The organism is Nocardia asiatica NBRC 100129, from assembly GCF_000308415.1.
GTDB lineage: Bacteria > Actinomycetota > Actinomycetes > Mycobacteriales > Mycobacteriaceae > Nocardia > Nocardia asiatica.
On the sequence record NZ_BAFS01000430.1, the window covers coordinates 1 to 18310 of the forward strand.

At 68.3% G+C, this 18310-nt stretch carries 15 protein-coding genes; 9 read left to right on the plus strand and 6 right to left on the minus strand.

The window, feature by feature from the left end; genetic code table 11:
* Positions 1 to 112: 112 nt before the first annotated feature.
* From ON27_RS32185 to ON27_RS32210, 6 genes are all read left to right on the plus strand, one after another.
* A complete protein-coding gene (locus ON27_RS32185) occupies positions 113 to 520 on the plus strand; it encodes a pilin (protein WP_228792423.1) in 408 nt (135 codons plus the stop codon).
* Positions 521 to 606: 86 nt separating this feature from the next.
* Positions 607 to 2448, plus strand: a complete 1842-nt coding sequence (locus ON27_RS32190; RefSeq protein ID WP_476739084.1) for a TrbL/VirB6 family protein — start codon at positions 607 to 609, stop codon at positions 2446 to 2448.
* A complete protein-coding gene (locus ON27_RS41820) occupies positions 2445 to 5477 on the plus strand; it encodes a PrgI family protein (protein WP_082393304.1) in 3033 nt (1010 codons plus the stop codon). The genes ON27_RS32190 and ON27_RS41820 overlap by 4 nt, the downstream gene beginning before the upstream one ends.
* A gap of 12 nt (positions 5478 to 5489) precedes the next feature.
* Positions 5490 to 8006 (plus strand): type IV secretory system conjugative DNA transfer family protein, encoded by a 2517-nt coding sequence (locus ON27_RS32200; protein WP_082393322.1) that lies wholly within the window; start codon positions 5490 to 5492, stop codon positions 8004 to 8006.
* Positions 8007 to 8192: 186 nt separating this feature from the next.
* On the plus strand, positions 8193 to 9074 hold the full coding sequence (locus tag ON27_RS32205; RefSeq protein ID WP_197986985.1) for a replication-relaxation family protein: 882 nt from the start codon (positions 8193 to 8195) through the stop codon (positions 9072 to 9074).
* Complete coding sequence (locus ON27_RS32210; protein WP_051047220.1) at positions 9074 to 10087, plus strand: C40 family peptidase; 1014 nt, start codon at positions 9074 to 9076, stop codon at positions 10085 to 10087. The genes ON27_RS32205 and ON27_RS32210 overlap by 1 nt, the downstream gene beginning before the upstream one ends.
* 505 nt (positions 10088 to 10592) lie before the next feature.
* Here the strand turns inward: ON27_RS32210 and ON27_RS32215 are convergent.
* A complete protein-coding gene (locus ON27_RS32215; protein ID WP_043736124.1) occupies positions 10593 to 10985 on the minus strand; it encodes a hypothetical protein in 393 nt (130 codons plus the stop codon).
* Positions 10986 to 11531: 546 nt separating this feature from the next.
* Here ON27_RS32215 and ON27_RS32220 point away from each other — a divergent pair.
* The 3 genes from ON27_RS32220 to ON27_RS32230 all read left to right on the plus strand — a co-directional run bounded on the left by ON27_RS32220 (position 11532) and on the right by ON27_RS32230 (position 15342).
* Entirely contained in the window at positions 11532 to 12200 is a 669-nt protein-coding gene (locus tag ON27_RS32220) for a hypothetical protein (RefSeq protein ID WP_051047221.1), read from the plus strand.
* Positions 12201 to 12627: 427 nt separating this feature from the next.
* Entirely contained in the window at positions 12628 to 14079 is a 1452-nt protein-coding gene (locus tag ON27_RS32225; RefSeq protein WP_068049982.1) for a cutinase family protein, read from the plus strand.
* Between the two features lie 309 nt (positions 14080 to 14388).
* Positions 14389 to 15342 (plus strand): hypothetical protein, encoded by a 954-nt coding sequence (locus tag ON27_RS32230; protein ID WP_138456831.1) that lies wholly within the window; start codon positions 14389 to 14391, stop codon positions 15340 to 15342.
* A 201-nt stretch (positions 15343 to 15543) separates the two neighbouring features.
* On the opposite strand, the gene ON27_RS45970 is transcribed toward ON27_RS32230, so the two are convergent.
* From ON27_RS45970 to ON27_RS32250, 5 genes are all read right to left on the minus strand, one after another.
* The gene (locus ON27_RS45970; RefSeq protein WP_082393305.1) at positions 15544 to 15855 is read right to left on the minus strand and encodes a DUF4314 domain-containing protein; all 312 of its coding nucleotides are present in this window, start codon (positions 15853 to 15855) and stop codon (positions 15544 to 15546) included.
* The gene (locus tag ON27_RS32235) at positions 15806 to 16267 is read right to left on the minus strand and encodes a hypothetical protein (RefSeq protein ID WP_043736127.1); all 462 of its coding nucleotides are present in this window, start codon (positions 16265 to 16267) and stop codon (positions 15806 to 15808) included. Before ON27_RS32235 ends, ON27_RS45970 begins: the two co-directional genes overlap by 50 nt.
* 76 nt (positions 16268 to 16343) lie before the next feature.
* A complete protein-coding gene (locus ON27_RS32240; protein WP_043736128.1) occupies positions 16344 to 17153 on the minus strand; it encodes a hypothetical protein in 810 nt (269 codons plus the stop codon).
* A gap of 53 nt (positions 17154 to 17206) precedes the next feature.
* Positions 17207 to 17452: a hypothetical protein gene (locus ON27_RS32245; RefSeq protein WP_043736129.1), complete on the minus strand. Its 246-nt coding sequence runs from the start codon at positions 17450 to 17452 to the stop codon at positions 17207 to 17209.
* Between the two features lie 81 nt (positions 17453 to 17533).
* Positions 17534 to 18310: VWA domain-containing protein (locus tag ON27_RS32250; RefSeq protein WP_043736130.1), on the minus strand; the 777-nt coding region annotated here is incomplete at its 5' end.

Sequence of the window (18310 nt, forward strand, 5' to 3'; positions counted from 1 at the left end):
ATTTTCCGGACACTCCCAGGTCCAAATGTGGCTCGCAAACGCGGAGTAGCCAGTGCGGGCGGACATCGGCTGCCCCCGCACAACCGGCAACCCAGGTGGAGGTGAATCGCCGATGCGCATGATCGGTTTCCCTGAAGTTCGTTCTGCGACCTCGTCACACCGGACGGCCCAGCCCGGCACCATCCGGCGGGCCCTTGCCCCGATCGCGGTATTCGCGGCGGTGGCGCTGACCGCCATAGCGACCGCGGGTACCGCTGCGGCAGAACCCGTTTCGGTACTCGCCATCGCTGAGTCGTTCGACCAGGTACTCGACAATATCCGGAACTGGCTGGTCGGCATCCTTGCCGGGCTGGCGACGGTGTTCCTGACCATCGGCGGCGCCCGCTATGTGCTGGCCTCCGGCGACCCCAGCGAGGTCGAGAAGTCCAAGACCGCGCTGCGCGCTGCATGCCTGGGTTACGGCCTGGCGATGCTCGCGCCGGTGATCGTCGCCGTTCTCAAGTCGATCGTGGGTGCCTGACCATGACCGCGGCCTTCCCAATCGGCACCTCACCACCGAACCCCCGAACAGGCTGGCCGTTGCGGGTGGTGGCGGCCGTGGTCGCGATGCTGGTGGTCGGGGTTGGCATCGGTGCGACTGCCGCCGCCGAGCCCACCGCCCCACCGCCACCGCCGCCGGTGGCGACGACACCCCAGCAACCGGCACCGACCGCGCCGACGCCCACGCCTCCGCCCACATCGCAAGGTCCGAGCACACCCGCGACTCCGTCGCCTACTCCGCGCGGCTCCTGGCCGGGCGACTCCAGTCAAGTACCGGTTGAGCCGTCGGATACAGGTGATTCCGACTGCGGAATTCGCAATATCTCCGGTTGTGTCGCGAATGCTATCGACGGTTTCTTTGCCCGCCTGGTGGATTCGGCGCTCAATCCGCTGCTCGAGCTACTGTCGCAAACACTGTTGACCACCCCGGAGCCCGGTGACTTGCCGCGGGTCGGTGAGTTGTGGGACTCGTCGTGGCATCTGATGCTGGCCATGTACGGGCTGCTGGTGGTGGCCGCTGGCATCCTGCTGATGGTCCGCGAAACATTGCAGACCCGCTGGTCACTGCAAGAACTGCTGCCACGGATCGTGGTCGGGTTCATTGCCGGTGCCATGAGCATGCTGCTGGCGACCCAGGCGATCGTGTTCGCGAACGCGCTGGCCGAGGCATTCGCCGGTAGCGGGGTCGAGTCCGACTCTGCCACCACCGCGCTGAAGGAACTGACCGGGTCGGTCACCGGGAACGGAATCTTCCTGGTTCTGCTGCGAACTGCGCTTGTCGTGATGCTGGTGGTACTGCTCATCACCTACGTCGTGCGCGTCGCGATCACCATCATCCTGATCGTAGCGGCACCACTGGCTTTGATGTGTCATGCGCTGCCTGGTCTGGACTCGATCGCTCGCTGGTGGTGGCGCTCCTTCGCCGCGTGTCTGGCGATTCAGGTGGTCCAGTCGCTGGTGTTGGTCACCACCCTGCGGGTTTTCCTCACCCCGGGAGGATGGGGATTCTTCGGGCCCAACATGGACGGCGTCGTGAGCCTGATCATCGGGCTCGCCCTGATGGGCGTGTTGATCAAGATCCCGTTCTGGCTGATGTCGACCATGCGAATCGGCCACGGCCGCAGCATGGTCGGATCCCTGGTCCGCGGATACGTCGCCTACAAGACCTTCGGCCTACTCAAGAGCGGCGAGAAGGCTGCCGCCACGGCGATTCGACGCCCCACCCCACAGGGCAACGCAGCCACTGCCAACAGGGTGGGCAACGGCCGCCGAGGTGCCGCCGCTGCAGTGGGCAGCGCCGACCCGTATGCGCGGACACGGTCGACGCGGGACGGCCAGCTGATGTTGCCCCTCGAAGGAGTCCACCGGGTCCGGCGAACGCAGGGTCCTGCAACACCACCGTCGCAGTCGGCCACCACCACATCGGCTCCGGCCTCACCCGGCACCGCCCCTGGGCCGACGACCCGCCCGAGATCGCGAGGCCGCCAGCTCGCGTTCGATTTCACCCCGCCAGACCCCTACAGCGGGATTCGCGCCAATCACCGCGGCCAGTACCCGCTGCCGATCCCTGTTGCCCGGGTCCGACGGACACCCGCCCCTGCCGGGCCTCCCGCAGCGCCGGCACCGGCGTCGGCGTCGCCGCCGCCGCGTCCTCGGCAGGGCACGCAGTTGGCGTTCGAGTTCGATCCGCCCGATCCGTATGAGGGCAACCGGCCGCTGCGCAGCGGCCAGTACCGGCTGCCGTTCCCGGTGACCCGGGTCCGGCCCGCCGAGCGAGCGAGCACGCCGCCACCGGTTCCGCCGCCACGTCCCTCGACACCGGCAGGTCGTCAGCTGCATCTGCCGCTGCCCGATCTCCCTGTCCGCCGGCGCGCACGCCGCACTCCCCGAGGAGGAAACCCCAGATGAGCACGCCCGTTCGTATTCCTGCCGATGTCGACCGGCAAGACCGGTTGATCGGCCCATTCACCGCCCGCCAGCTCGCAGTCCTCGCGGTCACCGCGCTACTGCTGTATCTCGCGTGGACCGCAACTCGTGAAGTGATCGCCCCCGCAGCGTTCTTGGCCGGAGCCGTCCCGCTGGGCACCGCGGTCGCGGTGCTGATCTTGACCACCCGCGACGGCCTGTCGGGCGACCGGTTGCTGCTGGCCGCCGTACGGCAACGTCTGCGGCCTTCTCGCCTGGTAGCCGCGCCCGAAGGGATCGCTACGGCACCACGGTGGCTCACCCGCGCTGCGGGTCGAGGGAAGAAGCCGCTGGTGCCGCAGCCTTTGTCGGCCAAAGCATTACAGCTACCCGAGGCGGTCACCAGCGCCAACGGGGTCGGGGTGGTCGATCTGGGCCCGGACGGGCTGGCTGTGGTCGCAGCGGCCGGGACGGTCAACCTCGCCCTGCGCACTCCCGAGGAGCAGGATGCCCTGGTCTCACAGCTCGGGGGCTGGCTGCACACGCTGCGCCAACCGGTGCAGATCCTGTTGCGGTCGACGCGCCTGGATCTGACCGGCCAGCTGCAGAGTCTGTGGCGTTCGGTCGGTGAGATGTCACCGGAGCTGGCCGCTGCCGCGCACGGTCACGCCGACCACCTGGCCGGACTCGCGGCCGGGGAGGACCTGATGCACCGGCAAGTACTGCTGGTCTGGCGTGAACCCCTCGACCTCCCGGCGACGAGCGACAGGCTGGGTGGACCGACGCCGGCGGCGATGCTGGGCTGGCTGGTCGCGGGGCGTCGGCGTGCTCGACGGGAATTGTCGGCCGCGGCACGGCGCGCCGCGGAGGCCCGGCTACTGCGGCGGGTGCATGAGGCCGCCGACCTCCTCGCCCCGATGGGTGTCACCGTGACACCGCTCGATGACGCGCAGGCCACCGCCGTGGTAACCGGCGCCTGCAACCCCGGCAGTCTCGTTCCCTCCTCCGCAGACATCGCCGGCCCCCACACCGTCATCACCACCGACGGCCCGGACACCGAGACCTCCACCGATATCGAACTGGCCGACGATATCGACGCACACCCGCATCGGCGAGGATCCCTGCGTCGCCGACGTCGCCAGATCGCCGGTGCCGCAGCTGGATTCGGGCCGGATTCGCTGGCGATCGGGACACGGCACCTCGAAGTAGGGACAGGATGGGTGGCGACGCTCGCCGTCACCGGGTATCCGCGTGAGGTCACCGCCGGCTGGCTGGCTCCGCTGCTGTCGCACCCCGGCCGCCTCGACGTTGCCCTGCATATCGATCCGGTCGACCCGGTCACCGCCGCCTCCCGGCTGCGGCGCCAGCTCGCCCGGCTGGAGTCGACCCGATTTCACGATGCCAGCTACGGCCGCCGCACCGATCCCCTGGTGGAGGTCGCGGCCGAGGATGCCGCAGAACTGTCCTCCCGGGTGGCACGCGCCGAAGCTCGACTGTTCCGAATCGGCCTGTATCTGACCGTGCACGCCCGCTCGGAAGCCGAGCTGGCCGACGAGGTCGCCGCCGTCCGCGCCCTGGCAGCCAGTCTGCTCGTCGACACCTGCCATCTGTCCTACCGCACCACCCAGGGCTGGGTTTCCACGCTTCCGCTGGGTCTGGATCTGGTGAAGGTGCGCCGCACCTTCGACACCAATGCCCTTGCGGCGGCGTTCCCGTTCTCCAGTCCGCAACTGCCTGTTGGTGATCCGGCCCGCGCGGCATCGCCAGAAGGGGTGCTCTACGGGCGAGACGCCGCATCCGGGCTGGTGTTCGTCGACCGGTTCGGTCCCGAGGCGCACAACCATAACGCCGTCGTGCTCGGCCGTTCCGGCGCCGGTAAGAGTTACCTGGTCAAGACCGATATTCTGCGGTCGCTGTATCGCGGGATCGAACAGGTGATCATCGACCCCGAAGACGAGTATCGCGCGTTGACCGAGGCGGTCGGCGGCACCTATATCCACCTCGGCGCCCCCGGGATCCGGCTCAATCCCTTCGATTTGGAGGTCCATACCCGCCCCGACGGCCGCCGCACCGCACCGTCGGATGCACTGAATCGACGGAAACTATTCTGTCACACCGTGATCCGGGTCCTGCTCGGTGACCAGACGGCTGCGCAGCGTGCCACGCTCGACACCGCTGTGACCGCCACCTACGCGAGTGCGGGGATCACCGAGGACCCCGCGACGTGGACCAGGCCCGCCCCGACCCTGGGTGTCCTGTGTGAGCAGTTGGCCGCGCTCGGTTCGGCCGTGGCTGATGACCTTGCCGCGTCGTTGGCTCCGTTCGTCGGCGAGGGCGCGTTCGCGGGCCTGCTCGATGGGCCGACGACGGTCAGCCCGGATGCGGCGATGGTCGCCTACTCGTTGCGGGAGCTGCCCGATGAGTTGAAGACGATCGGGACGCTGCTCGTGTTGGATGCCACCTGGCGGCGAGTCGCCAACCCGGCGAATCGTCGGCCGCGGATGGTGACCGTGGACGAGGCGTGGCTGATCATGCGCCAGACCGCCGGTGCGGAGTTCTTGTTCCGGGCCGCGAAGTCGTTCCGCAAGTACTGGGCCGGCCTCACGGTCGCCACCCAGGACTGTGCGGATGTGCTGGGCACCGAACTCGGTAAGGCGATCGTGTCCAATGCGGCCACCCAGATCCTGCTGCATCAAGCGCCGCAGGCGATCGACGAGGTCGCGACCGCGTTCAAGCTCTCGGACGGAGAACGACAGTTCTTGTTGTCGGCGGCCCGCGGGCAAGGGCTGATCGCTCTCGACGGCACTGACAGAGCCGTGTTCGCCTCGATGGCCTCCGTCGAGGAGCACGCGCTGGTCACCACCGATCCCAGCGAACTCGCCGACACCGCAGATGCCGAGGAGTCAGGTCTCGACATCACCGAACCCGCCCCGTTCACTCCGATTGTCACCGACGACAACGCCGATGTCGACACCGGACTGGCGGATGAGGACGGCGACGGGGACGTCTACGTCGATGTGCAGGCGGCATAGGCCATGTCCCTCATGCTGTTTGCGGCGGACCACGGCATCGTGGGCGAGCTGCTGCTCGACCCCGCCGCAGCGATGCGCGAACTCGCCGACACCGCTTTACGGGTGGTGACCGGTCCGGCGGCGGTGATCGCTGTGGGGCTGATGGTGGGCGTGCTCGCCGCGGCGAGGGTTGCCGAGCGACTGCGCCGGCACCGGCTGGCCACCGACGCCCGCCAGGTCACCGTCCTCACGCCTCCCAAGGTCGATCCGAAGGGGGCGGAGGCACTGTGGGCGCATCTGACCGGGCAGCTGCGCCCGTCCTGGCGGCGGATGCTGTTCGGGCAACCGCATCTGGGGTTCGAGTACAGCATCACCCCCGAGCACGGGGTGGCGATTCGGCTCTGGGTACCCGGCCGGATTCCGCCAGGGTTGGTCGAGCGGGCGGTGGCCTCCGCGTGGCCGGGCGCGCACACCCGCACCGCCCATACGGTCTCCCCGCCGCTCACACCTCCTGGGCTTGAGGATCGTCGGCTGCTGTCCGGAGGTGAGCTGCGGCTCGGGCGCCGGGAAGCACTGCCGATCCGCACCGACTACGGCGGCGCGGACCTGGTTCGTGATCTCATCTCCGCCGCCGATGATCTGGGCCCCGGGCAGGCCGCCTGCGTGCAGGTACTGGCGCGACCGGTCACCGGCCGCCGCGTGCGGCGCGGCACCCGAACCGGGACCGGTGCGGCATGGCCTATCCCGCTGCTGCGGGAGGTGCTCGATCTGCTCACCCCGGGCCCGGTCCGCCGCGCTGGCCGCGTCCGTGCCGCGGCGGCGGCCCAGTCGAGTGATCGGCAGGCCGCGATGCGCGAGACGACCGAGCAGCGGGCCGCCGCCGGTAAAGCCCGTGGTGCGCACTGGGAGACCGTCATCCGCTATGCCGTGTCGGTGCCCGATACCGGTGACCGGGTCGCGGCGCGGGCCGTTGCGCGGGGTCGGGCGGATGCGCTGGCGGTGGTGTTCGGGTCCTGCACCGATCACAACTACTACCGGCACCGCCGCACGCGGCGGCTCGGCTCGGCGCTCTCGCAGCGGCGGCTGGGCCGCGGTGATCTGTTGTCGGTGCCGGAGCTGGCCGCACTCGCCCATCTTCCGCATGATCCGGCCATTCCTGGTGTGCAGCGGGCCGGAGCCCGCGCCATCGCACCGACCCCGGAAATCCCTGCGGCGGGACCGTATTCGAAACCCCTGGGCGTTGCCGACAGTCCCGGTGGACGCTCGGTGGCGGTGCGCGTCGCCGACGCCCGCCACCACCTGCACGTCCTGGGCCCAACCGGCGTCGGGAAGTCAACACTGCTGGGGCGGCTGATCCTCGAGGAGGCTGATCAGGACCGCGGCGTGGTCGTCGTCGATCCCAAAGGCGACCTCATCACCGACATCCTCGCCCGGTTGCCCCGGCGTTGCGCCGACCGAGTCGTCTTGTTCGACGCCGACTCCCGCAGCCGCCCGCCTTGCCTCAACCCGCTCGACACCCCCGCCGACCGAGCGGGGACCGACCGCGCGGTCGACAACCTGGCCACCATCTTCCACCGCACCTTCGCCCAATGGTGGGGCCCGCGCACGGACGACGTCCTGCGAGCAAGCCTGCTCACCCTGTGCCGCCAACCCGGCGTCGCCACCCTCACCGATCTACCGCGCTTGTTGACCGAGCCCGCGTTCCGCACCCGGGTCACCCGCGCCACCACCGACCCCGTCCTGCGTGGATTCTGGTCCTCGTATGAGGAATTGACCGACTCCGCACGCAACCAGGTCATCGGACCGTTGTTGAACAAGTTGCGGCACTTTCTGTTCCGGCAATTCGTACGCGACGCACTCGCCGCCGGACCCTCCACCGTCGATCTCGGTGACGTGCTCGACCACGGCGGCATCTGCCTGGCCCGGATACCCAAAGGCTCTCTCGGCGAGAACACCAGCCGCCTGATGGGATCGCTGCTCGTAGCGCGCACCTGGCAGGCCACCACCGCCCGCGTCGGCACCCACCCCGACCAGCGCCCCGACGCCACCCTGGCCCTCGACGAAGCCCACAACTTCCTCAACCTCGCCACCCCACTCGAGGACATGCTCGCCGAGGCCCGCGGCCTGCGCCTGTCTCTGGTCATCGCGCACCAAAACCTCGGACAGCTGCCGACAGACATGCGGGCGGCGGTGTCGGCCAATGCACGCAACAAGGTCATCTTCACCGCGTCCCCCGAAGATGCCCGAGACCTGGCTCGCCACACGACTCCCTGGTTGTCCGAGCACGACCTGACCCACCTCGACGCCTTCCACGCCGCCGCCCGGGTCTTGGTCCGCGGCCAGCAGGCGCCACCGTTCACCCTCACCACCCAACCCCTGCCACCAGCCGTGCCGGGGCGCGCCCGCGAGATACGCGCCGCTGCCCGTGCTCGCCTCGCCGCACCGCTTCCAACCACGGAGCCGGCAGAACCCGACACCGACGAACCGGGGCCGGATCTCACAAAATCTGCTGCTCCACCGGTCGGTGGCGGCGATCCCCGCCTGTCCTGACCCAGTGAGTCCACACGGATTCACCTGTCTAGCAAGGTAATTCAACTCTCGGAGGTTGCTGCGATGATCAATCACCCGGATAGGCAGAGGGATCTGCGAGCACCCCGACCAACCCGGGCACCGTCGGCGATCGGCCACGCCGGTCTGGCTGTGCGGCTCACCGGCAGGGATCGGTGGATTCTGCGGATGCTGCTCGAGCATCGCGTCCTGACTACCACCCAGCTCGCCGAGTTGGCCTTCCCCACCATCATCAAAGCCCGTCGCCGCCTCACCCTGTTGCACAGGTATCGGGTCGTCGACCGGTTCCGGCCCCTCCGTGCGCGAGGCACCGCCCCGGGGCACTGGGTCCTGGCTCCCGCCGGCGCCGCGGTGGTCGCCGCCGAAGCCGGTATCGAGGTCCGTGAGCTGCGTTACCGCCACGAGCGCGCCCTCGCTATCGCCCACAGCCTGCACCTCGCACACACCGTCGGCGTCAACCAATGGTTCACCGCCCTCGTCACAACTCCCGGCCACGGGCGGGTGCTGGCGTGGTGGTCGGAAGGCCGCAGCCGAGGGCTCTGGGGTGATCTCGTCCGCCCCGACGCCTACGGCCGCTACACCCACACCGGGGCGACCCTGGACTTCTTCCTCGAATTCGACCTCGGCACCATCACCCTCTCCTCGGTGGCCGGCAAGCTCGCCGGCTACGCCGAACTCGCCCGCTCCACGGGCATCGTCACTCCCGTTCTGCTGTGGGTGCCGACCACCGGACGCGAAACCACCGCCCGCCGTGCCCTCCTCGAGACGTGGCAAACGCTGCCCGACCCCGGCGCGGTGCCGGTCGCAACCGCCGCTGCCGATCTTCTCGATCCCACCGCAGAACATCCGAGCCCCGCCGACCGTGTCTGGCTGTCCCTCGATGGTCACGGCGGCGAACGACTGGCGCTGCACCAGCTCCCCGCCTCGTGGCCGCATCTCACCCCGCCCCCGGCGAGCATCCCGCAGTACTCCGCGCCGACCACGACCAGTGGGCCGGCGGTCCTCGACCCGCCGTCACCGATGCCGCCCTGCGAGACCGGAGGTTCGTGATGTTCGCCAAAGCACTCGGTGTCGGTTCGGCCGCGGTCGTGTTCTGCACGGTCGTGATCGCCGCGGTCGTCGCCACCGTCGCCGTCTACGACCATGCTCCCACCCCGGCTCCGGCACCGGGCGCGGCCACTGCGCCGAGTACCGAGGCCCTGACCGATATCCCGCCGGAGATGCTGGTGCTGTATCAGCAAGGCGCCGGCTCGTGTCCGGGCTTGGATTGGTCGGTACTCGCCGCGATCGGCAAGATCGAAACCGACCACGGCCGCTCCACTTTGCCCGGCGTCGCCGCCGGGGAGAACTTCGCCGGAGCCGGTGGACCGATGCAGTTCCTGGCCCCCACCTTCGACTCCGTCGTCGCCCGGCATCCGCTGCCCGCTGGCGGGGCGACACCTCCGTCGCGATACAACCCGCACGACGCCGTCCACGCAGCCGCCCATTACCTGTGTGATTCCGGCGCGCCGGGCGATCTCTACGCGGCGATCTTCGCCTATAACCACGCCGACTGGTACGTCCGCGACGTTCTCGCCCAGGCCGACCGCTACTCCACGCACGCCACCGCACCACCGCCCGGCAGCGGTGACTGCGCCGACCTACGGGCCGCGAGTCCCGCTGCCGCGACAGCGATCTCGTTCGCCTGCCAGCAACTCGGGCAACCCTACGTCTGGGGCGGCAACGGCCCCGAGGTCTCCGGCGGCTGGGATTGCTCCGGCCTCACCCAAGCCGCCTACGCCCGCGCCGGCATCGCCATCCCACGCACCACCTACGACCAAGTCCACACCGGGCCCTCTATCCCCGAGGACCAACTCCTGCCCGGTGATCTCCTCTTCTACGGCACCGACGCCGACGTGCACCACGTCAGCATCTACCTGGGCGCCGGGAAGATGCTGCACGCGCCGACCTTCAACGAGCCTGTTCAAATCTCGGAATACCGCTGGCGCGGCGATGACTACTACAAGGCCACTCGCCCCGCCGACCTCGCGCCGCCCGCTGCCGGTCCGGCACCGCAGCTCTAGACCGATCGGTCCGAGAGCGAGCCGTCACATCTCGACAGGAGGCTTCCCCATGACTCTACCGGCCACCGTCACCGCGCTGGCGGACTTCGCCCACATCCCGCCCGGCGGCACCGAACTCGTGCACCACATCGACGAAGTCGAGATCCCCATCGCCGACCCCCGCCGATGCCAGCACCAAGACACCATCTGCGCCGAATGCGCCCCCCCCTGTGGAAATCCCAGCACCTGTTCGCCGAACCCCTTCCCTGGGATCACGAACATCCCGACAATCCCAGAACCTGAAAACGGTGCCCGCGAAGACGTTCATCCGGACGAGGGCCAACCACTGGATGCTGCGGCAACGGCATATAGGCCCGGCACACCCAACCGCCATGCAGAGCACCGAGCATCGCGGCACAGAAGGGGCGATATCCACCGCTCGCGCCGGGCGCATATGCATGCCGCGACGCACGTGACCCGCGCGGCCCACGCGAGGGAAGCGAGCCGCGCGGGTCACGTCTGCGGGCTACTCGTTTCGGTTACCACCGACGGCGTTGGCAGCGGCGGAAGGATTGGTGAAGATGCGGCCGTCGGGCAGCATCAAGCCACCGCAGCCCGTGATCACCGCCGTGACCTCGCTGTCGGGACTGGCCAATCGATCGCCGACACGCACGTGTCCCGCGTCGAGCAGATCGCGGACGGTCACCCGGGCCACACGCTCGAACGGGAACGGCTCGTCGAATTCATAATCCAGCTGCCACGACGGCGCACACTCGGTGCAGATTCTGCCCTCGCTATGGATGCAATCATCCACACAAGTCACCTGGAAAGTAACTTCCCGGATGCGGTGGACGCATTCACTGGTGCCGATGACGGTGTAGGACTCGTCCAATCTTGCAGTGAGAACGGTGTTATCCATGAGAAGTCTCCAAACTGTTCCGAAAAGTTGTGCGTAGCGAGTGATTTCACGAGGGCCCCTCCGCCGACATCGCGCACATGATCTGCGCTGCCCACGCCGGGGCCAGTCAGCTTCGCCAGGAACGGTCGTTCCCGAGCCCGACTTGAGAAGATGCTGCGACTCAGCTGGTTTCGCGATTGTCGTGGTCAGTGGGCATGCGGCTTCTCCGGAGTTCGATCGAGGGAATCGTGATTGGCGACCCGGCCGGGGTGGTCACCCATTCATCGGCAGGATTGCCGAACCACGGGTTTCCACGACCATCGACGCTCGATAGACCCGGGTTTGTCAAGACCACACCGAAACGGAATCAATTCCCATGCAGACAGTCACGGCCATTTCAGTGACATACCGCCGATATGACCGCTTCGTTCCCGATTCCGCTTGACAATTCACCCCGTATCGAGCGTCCATGGAGACCGGCGCCCCACGAATCCGAATTCCCGGGGTGCCGTCCCGGCCGGGACATGACGAAACACACCACCAGCCACCATTTCCCAGGAGAATGTCATGTCCACCACGACAGAATCTGCCCGCACCGCCGTCGAAGACGCCCTGTGGGCGGTCATCAGCGCTGACCCCAAACCCGCCGCCGAACTGGCGACCGCCGCAGGAATCAGTCAGTCGAAGACCCGCAAGCTCCTCAACATGTGGGCCGCCGACGGCAGCATCTCCCGCCACACCGACGAGACCAACCCCCACGCCGCCGCCCGCTGGAGCATCGCGCCCACCACCGAACCCGACACCGACACCTCCGGCGACGGCGAAGCCCCTGACGATGCTGAAACTCAGCCCCGCACACCGGAGACCGACGCCTCGCATCTCGATGACTCCACCCCGCCCCCGCCGAACATCGACGAAATCGTTGACAACGCCACAACTTCGGACGAACCGGCCACCGACACCGACACCGATGATGCGGGACCAGCCGGTCATACCGGCGAAGGGTCGCCGCATCCGGACAAACTCGCTCCCGGTGCACTGCGGGGGCTGGTCGAGGATCACCTGCGTGACCACCCGGGCCAGGAGTTCACCCCGCACCAGATCGGCAAGGCGCTCGGTGGTCGGTCCTCGGGCGCAGTCCACAATGCCCTCGTACGGCTCACCGACTCCGGGGTCGCGGAGATGACCACCACGCGCCCCAAGAAGTTCGCACTCGCACCGTCCTCCCAGTCCTGAACCGAACCACCCGGACCCGGCGGGAGTAGAGCGGCCACCCTGTCAAAGGGCAACCGCCCTACTCCCGCTCTCGCCATTTCCAGGACGTACGCCCGTCGATGCCCGCCCAGCCGTCGCGAACGCGCGTCCCCGATCCCCATCGCCCCGTCTCCTGTGGCGCGCGAACGACAACCGCCTGGCGCAGATTCGGTGGGTTCTGCGCGCCGACCCTGACCATCCTGATTCGCCGGGCAACGCATCCGAACACCCCTTTGAGTCGCATACCCACCGTCAGACCCGCTGAAGGGCGTCTTCCGTTCGCCCCGTCCGTTCCTCTCGATGGCTTTGCTGACCCGTTGTGTCCAAAAGACCCCTGAAATCCCGGAGTTCCCAGTGCGGCGAGAGAACTCACCCGCACGACCGAATACGACGTCCCTGGGAGCCCCATATGTTCAATCTCCGACTCACACCGTGGCGTGCGCCCGCCCGCCGCAACCGTGCAACAGCCCCTCGGTTCGCCGCGCGTGCGGTAGCGGCTGCGGCTGTGGTGGTTGTCGGCGCCACCGCCGTCACCACCGTCGCGACCGGAGTTGCCACCGCAGAACCTGGCAGCGCGGCATGCCCCCGATGGACGGCGGTCCTGGTGCCCGGCACCGGCGAAACCAATCCGGGCGCTGACCCCACCCGATCGGTGGGCATGCTGGCACCGATCGGTGACGGGCTGCGCGCCCGCTACGGCAACGACATCGACGTACGGTCCCTGGCCTATGCCGCTGCCCCCGCCCCGTACCAGCAGTCGGAATCCGGTGGAGTACAAGCTCTGTCCGGGCTGCTGGCGGGGCTGTGTCCGACCACTCAGGTCGTCATGGCCGGGTACTCACAGGGTGCCGATGTCGTCGGCGACGTCACCTCCACCATCGGCCGCAGCCAAGATCCGATTCCGGCCTCGCGAGTGCTCGCCGTTGGTTTGTTGTCCGACCCGAACCGTGACCCGAGCACACCGCAGCTCGGACAACCGGTCGACGGGCAAGGGATCGCCGGCCCCCGCGACAACTTCGGCAGCCTCGCCAACCGAGTACGCACCGTCTGCGCCGCCGGCGACCTCTACTGCGCCACCTCGCCGGAAGAATCGCCCGGACTTGCCGCTGTCGGCCGCGCGTTCACCGGCAACTCCTCCCTCCTCGACGACACCACCACCACTTCGTCTTCGACCGGTGTGCTCGATCCCTCCTCGGTGACACGGCAGGTCATCCTCGTGCTCGGCGGTCTCGCCGAGTTCGCCGCGAACTTGCCCGCTATCGGCGACAACGTGCTGCGCCTGCCGCCCACCGTGCTGGCCGGAGACATCGGCGGCACCCACCGCATCAGCGGCGAACTCAACAACCTGTTCAGCCCGCTGGTTCGCATCGCCGACCAGGTCGACCTACGCCTCGTCGCACGTGCACTCTCGATGGCCGCAGCCGCCGACCCCAGCGGCTGGACCGCCGTAGCCGCCCAAGTCGTCGGCATCATCGGCCGAGTCGACCTCGGCCGCGTCGCCACCGACATCGGTCTCGCCCAAGAAGTCGCCTGGCGCGCCGTCGACAAACTCGCCCTCGGCGATCCCGTCGGCGCCGGCCTCGAACTGACCGGACTCGTCCCGGTAGCCGCCGACCTCGCCGCCACCGCGGCCTCGGCGCTCGTCGGAGACGGAGCCAGCCAGCTCACCGGTCTGGTCGCCGACCTCACCGCCCGCACCGACCCCGCGACCAGCGCTGCCCTGTCCGACATGGCCGACCTTGTCCGCCAAGGCAGCGACGCGGCCGAGTTCTACACCTCGGGAGTACACCAAACCGGTTACGGCCCCGGCGTCCAGGACGTTCTCGACTCGCTCGCCAGCAGCATCGACAACAGCAAGTGAACCTATGAATCCGGCCGGACCCTCACAGGGCGGCCAGCTTGGGGCCCGGCAGACGCCGGGCCCCTGCTCGTGGATGGTGGTCTCGGCGAAGTTGGTTCTCGACGAGCACGCGAGAGGATAAGCTCTCCTGCGGAGTGACAGGCCGCGCACGCGCTCCTCGTTCTCGCCTGAGTTGCCTCGCCCACGCCGGTTCGGTGACGTTGATGGCCAAGGTCCTTCCCGGGGCCCGCGTTCACACTTCCCCTGTTCGCATGCTTGTTCGTTGCAGGCAGGGTGGCGTGGGCGCCTCTGCCGGGAATGGACGAGAACATGCCGAAGAACAGCAGTGCGCGGCGGCGCCGTCGCGCTCGCAGGATCGCAGCCGAGGACGGCGTGCAATATGCCGAAGCTCTCCGACGCGGCGAAAAGCAGGCCGCGCAGGCACGCGAGCAGGCCGAGAGGAACTCACGGCTGCGTCCGTTGAAGATCAGCGTCGACGGGACCGGGAAGTATTGGCGCCGTGCCGATGCCGAACAGCTGGGGCCTGACGGCCTGGCGGATCCCACCTGCGAGGATGTCCTCGCCGCAGCTGATGTGCTGTTGCCGAAGGTCCACGCACTTCAGTCCGCCAAGTTGACGCCGACGACCGTGGTCGTGCCCTACTGGCAGCGAGACACACTGAGCCAAAGCGAGTTGAACGAGGAATTCCGCACGAAGGTCTCGCAGGTACTCGACGACCTGAAGCGCGTGCGTGCCGACGCCGAGATCCGCTGTGTCGAGTGGAGGACCGTTGCCGCCGCCTACTACGGAGTGGATGTCAAGCTGCGAGGGCTGGATCGAATCACCGGGGAGCGGCTGAGCGACCTGCTCGATTCCGCCCTGGACTCGGCTGCCGTGCTGTCCATGACGGCTGAAGCCGTCCACAATCGCGGGTGCCTGCTCGGCTCGGACCGTTCCCGTCGCCTGGGCTGGGGGTACTCACCATGTGGTGGCGGTGAGGTCCGGGTGCGCGTCCGGATCTTCGATGACGAGGTTATCGTCACCGTCCCCGGGTGCCCCCGGCACGCTGCCGAGGAGATCGTCTACTTCGACTACGAGGTCGAAGACGGCATGGTCGGTATCGAGGTGATGGGCGGCACGACCGCGGACCTCGATGTGATCTACGACATCACCGAACAGGTTCGCCGCGAGCGCGACGAACTCCGGCGAGAAAGGGAAAAGGACAAGTCCGGGAGCTGGACGGTACCCGTGCCGCCGTGGCGACGTGGCGCGGACTATTGGTGATCGCCAGTCGGGCCCTTCGATGACAGGTTCGCCGGTGTCATACCCGGCGGCGGGGTGGGTGCCCCAGTTGATTTGGGCCAGCCGGTCGCCAGGCGCGTGGTGGGACACCCGAACGCAGACAGCTGAACAGGGCGCTGACGATGCCCTGGGGCCGCTGGTATGGCGGCCCCAGGGCATCAGCGGTGCTGCATTCCGCGCGGGTCAATATGGCCCGCGTCTGCTGCTCCTGGTGTCGGCGGCAGCCGGGCCGGGTAAAGCGGCCCCTCGATCGCCAGGTTGTGGCGGCGAGTGCGTCGGAAGGATCTCGAACGGGTCGGATTCGAGCAGGATCAGTGATCTCCCGTTGTCCCAGTCGACAAAGATCTGGCCGGGGCATGAACTGGGGATCCGTGTCACCGTTCCGATTGTTCCGATTTCCAGCGGCGCGGGATCGTCGGGCATGAGCCCGGTGATACGAACGCGGTCACCGACGCGGGGTGTGATCATCGCGGTTGTTTCCTTCTTCTCGTTCATCGGCGGCGGGAATGGTGTCGTGCAGGTCGAGACGGAATAGCCCCTGCTCGTGTGGTGGCTGGGTCAGTGCATTGTTGCTGTCGGCGGCGCGGATATCGCTGGCGTAGAAACTGATGTCGAGGTCGAGTTCGTGGTCGCGAATGTTGTTGCCGTCGTGGTCGCGGAATCCGGCGACGCCGAGCCCGCCGTAGGGTGCCCAGTCGAGCAGCACGGTGCTGATCGAGGGATTGCGACGGCCGATCTCGGCGGTGATGATCGCGAGGACAAGGTCGGTGATGCGCTGTTCCCGTGCACGCCCGAAGGGCAGGTCGTACGCGGCTTCCAGCTGGGCGCGTAATGCGTCGGTGTGCTGGTGGCTTGGGGCAGGACCGGTGGCCGATGCGCTGCTCGTCGCAGATTCGTTCCAGTTCATGACGTGGCTCCTCGGGGCATTTTCGGTGGCCGCAGGTGATTTGGACGCGGTGGGTGGCGGGGCCGCCGGAGTGGGATCAGTGGGGGTGGGGCGTGGGCATGTGTGCCCATGCGGCGGGTAGCGGCCCGCCGGTGTCCAGGTGGCTATCGAGCGCGGCCATGGTGTCGTTGGCCTCGGCATACAGGGCTTCGAGCCGGTCGTGGTGGTCGGCGCAGGCAGACGAGTCCTCGGTGCCGTCTTCGCGGGTGCTGTAGCAGTCGATCTCGTCGCGGATGCGCTGTTGCAGGACGCGGAACCATGCGAGCAGTTCGTCGGAACCGGCCGGTTCGGCGGCGCTGTGTCGCTGAGGCTCGTCGGTGGCCGACAGCCCGGCGGCGACGACCCTGTCATCGAGTTCAGTCACTTCATGCAGCGCGAAGGCGAAGGTATGGGCGAGGTTTTCCACGGGTTCGCCGGGGTCGGGGGTGTCGCCATCTCGGAGTGCGGTGGCGATGGTGTTCAGCCGCCCGGCGAGGTCTTCGGCGTGTTCAGCGGCCTCGTGCCGCTTTCGGCGCAGCGCCTCCATCGCTTGGTCACGTTGGGCCTTCTTGAAGGTCTGCATCCGGTCTCGCCATTCGCGGGACGGTTCCGTATCGGCAGGCACCAAGGCCCACGGTGGCGCGAAGCCCCGCCTGCCGTCGGCTGTTTCGATCGCGCATTCCGCGACCTCGTCGTTGAGGTAAATGGAGCGGACCCGGCCGCGCCATGTCGGGTTGTCACGACCGGTCACCTCGTCACCGACCCGGATCGGGCACTCGGCCCCGAATCGGCTGACCTGATCGCCGGTGGTGTTCGCCGCGCTGACCGGTGCCTGGTTGACCGTCGGGGTGGTGTCGCTGTTCATCATGGCCGAACTCCTAAAGAGGTTGGTAGTGTGCCGATTTCGTCTCGGTCGGTGCGCTATGGGCAGTCGAGGGCATCCGTTGCGACACGCTTGGACAGGCCGAACACGTCGGTGCGCATGATCTCGGCGGTGCCGTCGCGGCGGAATCGGACGATGCGGACCAGGGTTCCGGCCGGTAGCTGTACGCCGTGGAACCAGATCGGCCGGGTGGTCGAGCCGATCAAGGTTTCGCTGTCGGATTCGGTGGGTGACTGCGGATCGGGTGCTTCCGCTGCTGTTGGCGTGGTGCCGTGGGTGTCCATGTTCTTGCCCCTTCGTTCGGTGGTGGGTTCGGCGCGGGCAGTTGGATCCCGCTGGTGGCTGATTGGCTGCCGCTACGGGAGTCAGGCAGTGCGTACGGCGGCGGTGGCCGCGCGGCCGATGGCGTGGGCGGTGGTAGCGGGGTCGGTGATCAGGTGCAGGTTCGCGCCGTTGAGGGGGTCGGGTGCCGTGCCGGTGTCGGGTGCCAGCCACAGCACGGCACAGCCGGTGGCGCGGAGCCGATCGAGGAGTTTCTGGGCGCGGTCGCGGTTGCTGCCGTCGTAGTAGCCGTCGGAGATGATCACCAGCAGGCGGGTGTTTTCCGGGCGCGACAGCTCGAGGGCACCGTCGAGGGCCTCGATGGCGTTGTCGATGGCGTGCAGGAAATCGGGGCAGCTGAATTGGGTGACCCGGGCGGGCGCGGTGCCCGGGTAGGTGATCGGTGCCACCGATGCGCCGAAGGTGACCGTGGCGGTAGCGGCGGGCATGGTGGCCAGCTCGGCCGCGCGGGCGATGATCCATGCGGCCGAGGCGACCGGGTCGGCGTAGTCGCTCATGGAACCGGACACGTCGCAGGCGATACCGACCCGCAACGGCGGGATCGGCACGGTTTTGCGGGTAGTCCGGGTGAACGGTTCGGCCGTGGGCAGCGCCCCGGCGGCGCGTTGGGCTTCGCGGGCCAGTGCGCCGCGCATCCGCAACCGGCCGGGCGGCAACGCGGAGGTGGTTTTGATCGTGGCGCGTTCGCGCTGTGCGGCGTTGTTGAGGGCGCGGGCCAGCACCCGGGCGGCGGCGCGTTCGTCCGGGTGCGGCGTGCGGGTGGCGCGGGTGCTGGCACTGGTGCCGGTCCCGTTGCCGTT

Excerpts from the sequence above, each read along its gene's own strand:
- ON27_RS32185 (WP_228792423.1), top strand. The coding sequence starts at position 113 with ATGCGCATGATCGGTTTCCCTGAAGTTCGTTCTGCGACCTCGTCACAC.
- ON27_RS32190 (WP_476739084.1), top strand. The coding sequence starts at position 607 with ATGCTGGTGGTCGGGGTTGGCATCGGTGCGACTGCCGCCGCCGAGCCC.
- ON27_RS41820 (WP_082393304.1), top strand. The coding sequence starts at position 2,445 with ATGAGCACGCCCGTTCGTATTCCTGCCGATGTCGACCGGCAAGACCGG.
- ON27_RS32200 (WP_082393322.1), top strand. The coding sequence starts at position 5,490 with ATGCTGTTTGCGGCGGACCACGGCATCGTGGGCGAGCTGCTGCTCGAC.
- ON27_RS32205 (WP_197986985.1), top strand. The coding sequence starts at position 8,193 with ATGCTGCTCGAGCATCGCGTCCTGACTACCACCCAGCTCGCCGAGTTG.
- ON27_RS32210 (WP_051047220.1), top strand. The coding sequence starts at position 9,074 with ATGTTCGCCAAAGCACTCGGTGTCGGTTCGGCCGCGGTCGTGTTCTGC.
- ON27_RS32215 (WP_043736124.1), bottom strand. The coding sequence starts at position 10,985 with ATGGATAACACCGTTCTCACTGCAAGATTGGACGAGTCCTACACCGTC.
- ON27_RS32220 (WP_051047221.1), top strand. The coding sequence starts at position 11,532 with ATGTCCACCACGACAGAATCTGCCCGCACCGCCGTCGAAGACGCCCTG.
- ON27_RS32225 (WP_068049982.1), top strand. The coding sequence starts at position 12,628 with ATGTTCAATCTCCGACTCACACCGTGGCGTGCGCCCGCCCGCCGCAAC.
- ON27_RS32230 (WP_138456831.1), top strand. The coding sequence starts at position 14,389 with ATGCCGAAGAACAGCAGTGCGCGGCGGCGCCGTCGCGCTCGCAGGATC.
- ON27_RS45970 (WP_082393305.1), bottom strand. The coding sequence starts at position 15,855 with ATGAACGAGAAGAAGGAAACAACCGCGATGATCACACCCCGCGTCGGT.
- ON27_RS32235 (WP_043736127.1), bottom strand. The coding sequence starts at position 16,267 with ATGAACTGGAACGAATCTGCGACGAGCAGCGCATCGGCCACCGGTCCT.
- ON27_RS32240 (WP_043736128.1), bottom strand. The coding sequence starts at position 17,153 with ATGATGAACAGCGACACCACCCCGACGGTCAACCAGGCACCGGTCAGC.
- ON27_RS32245 (WP_043736129.1), bottom strand. The coding sequence starts at position 17,452 with ATGGACACCCACGGCACCACGCCAACAGCAGCGGAAGCACCCGATCCG.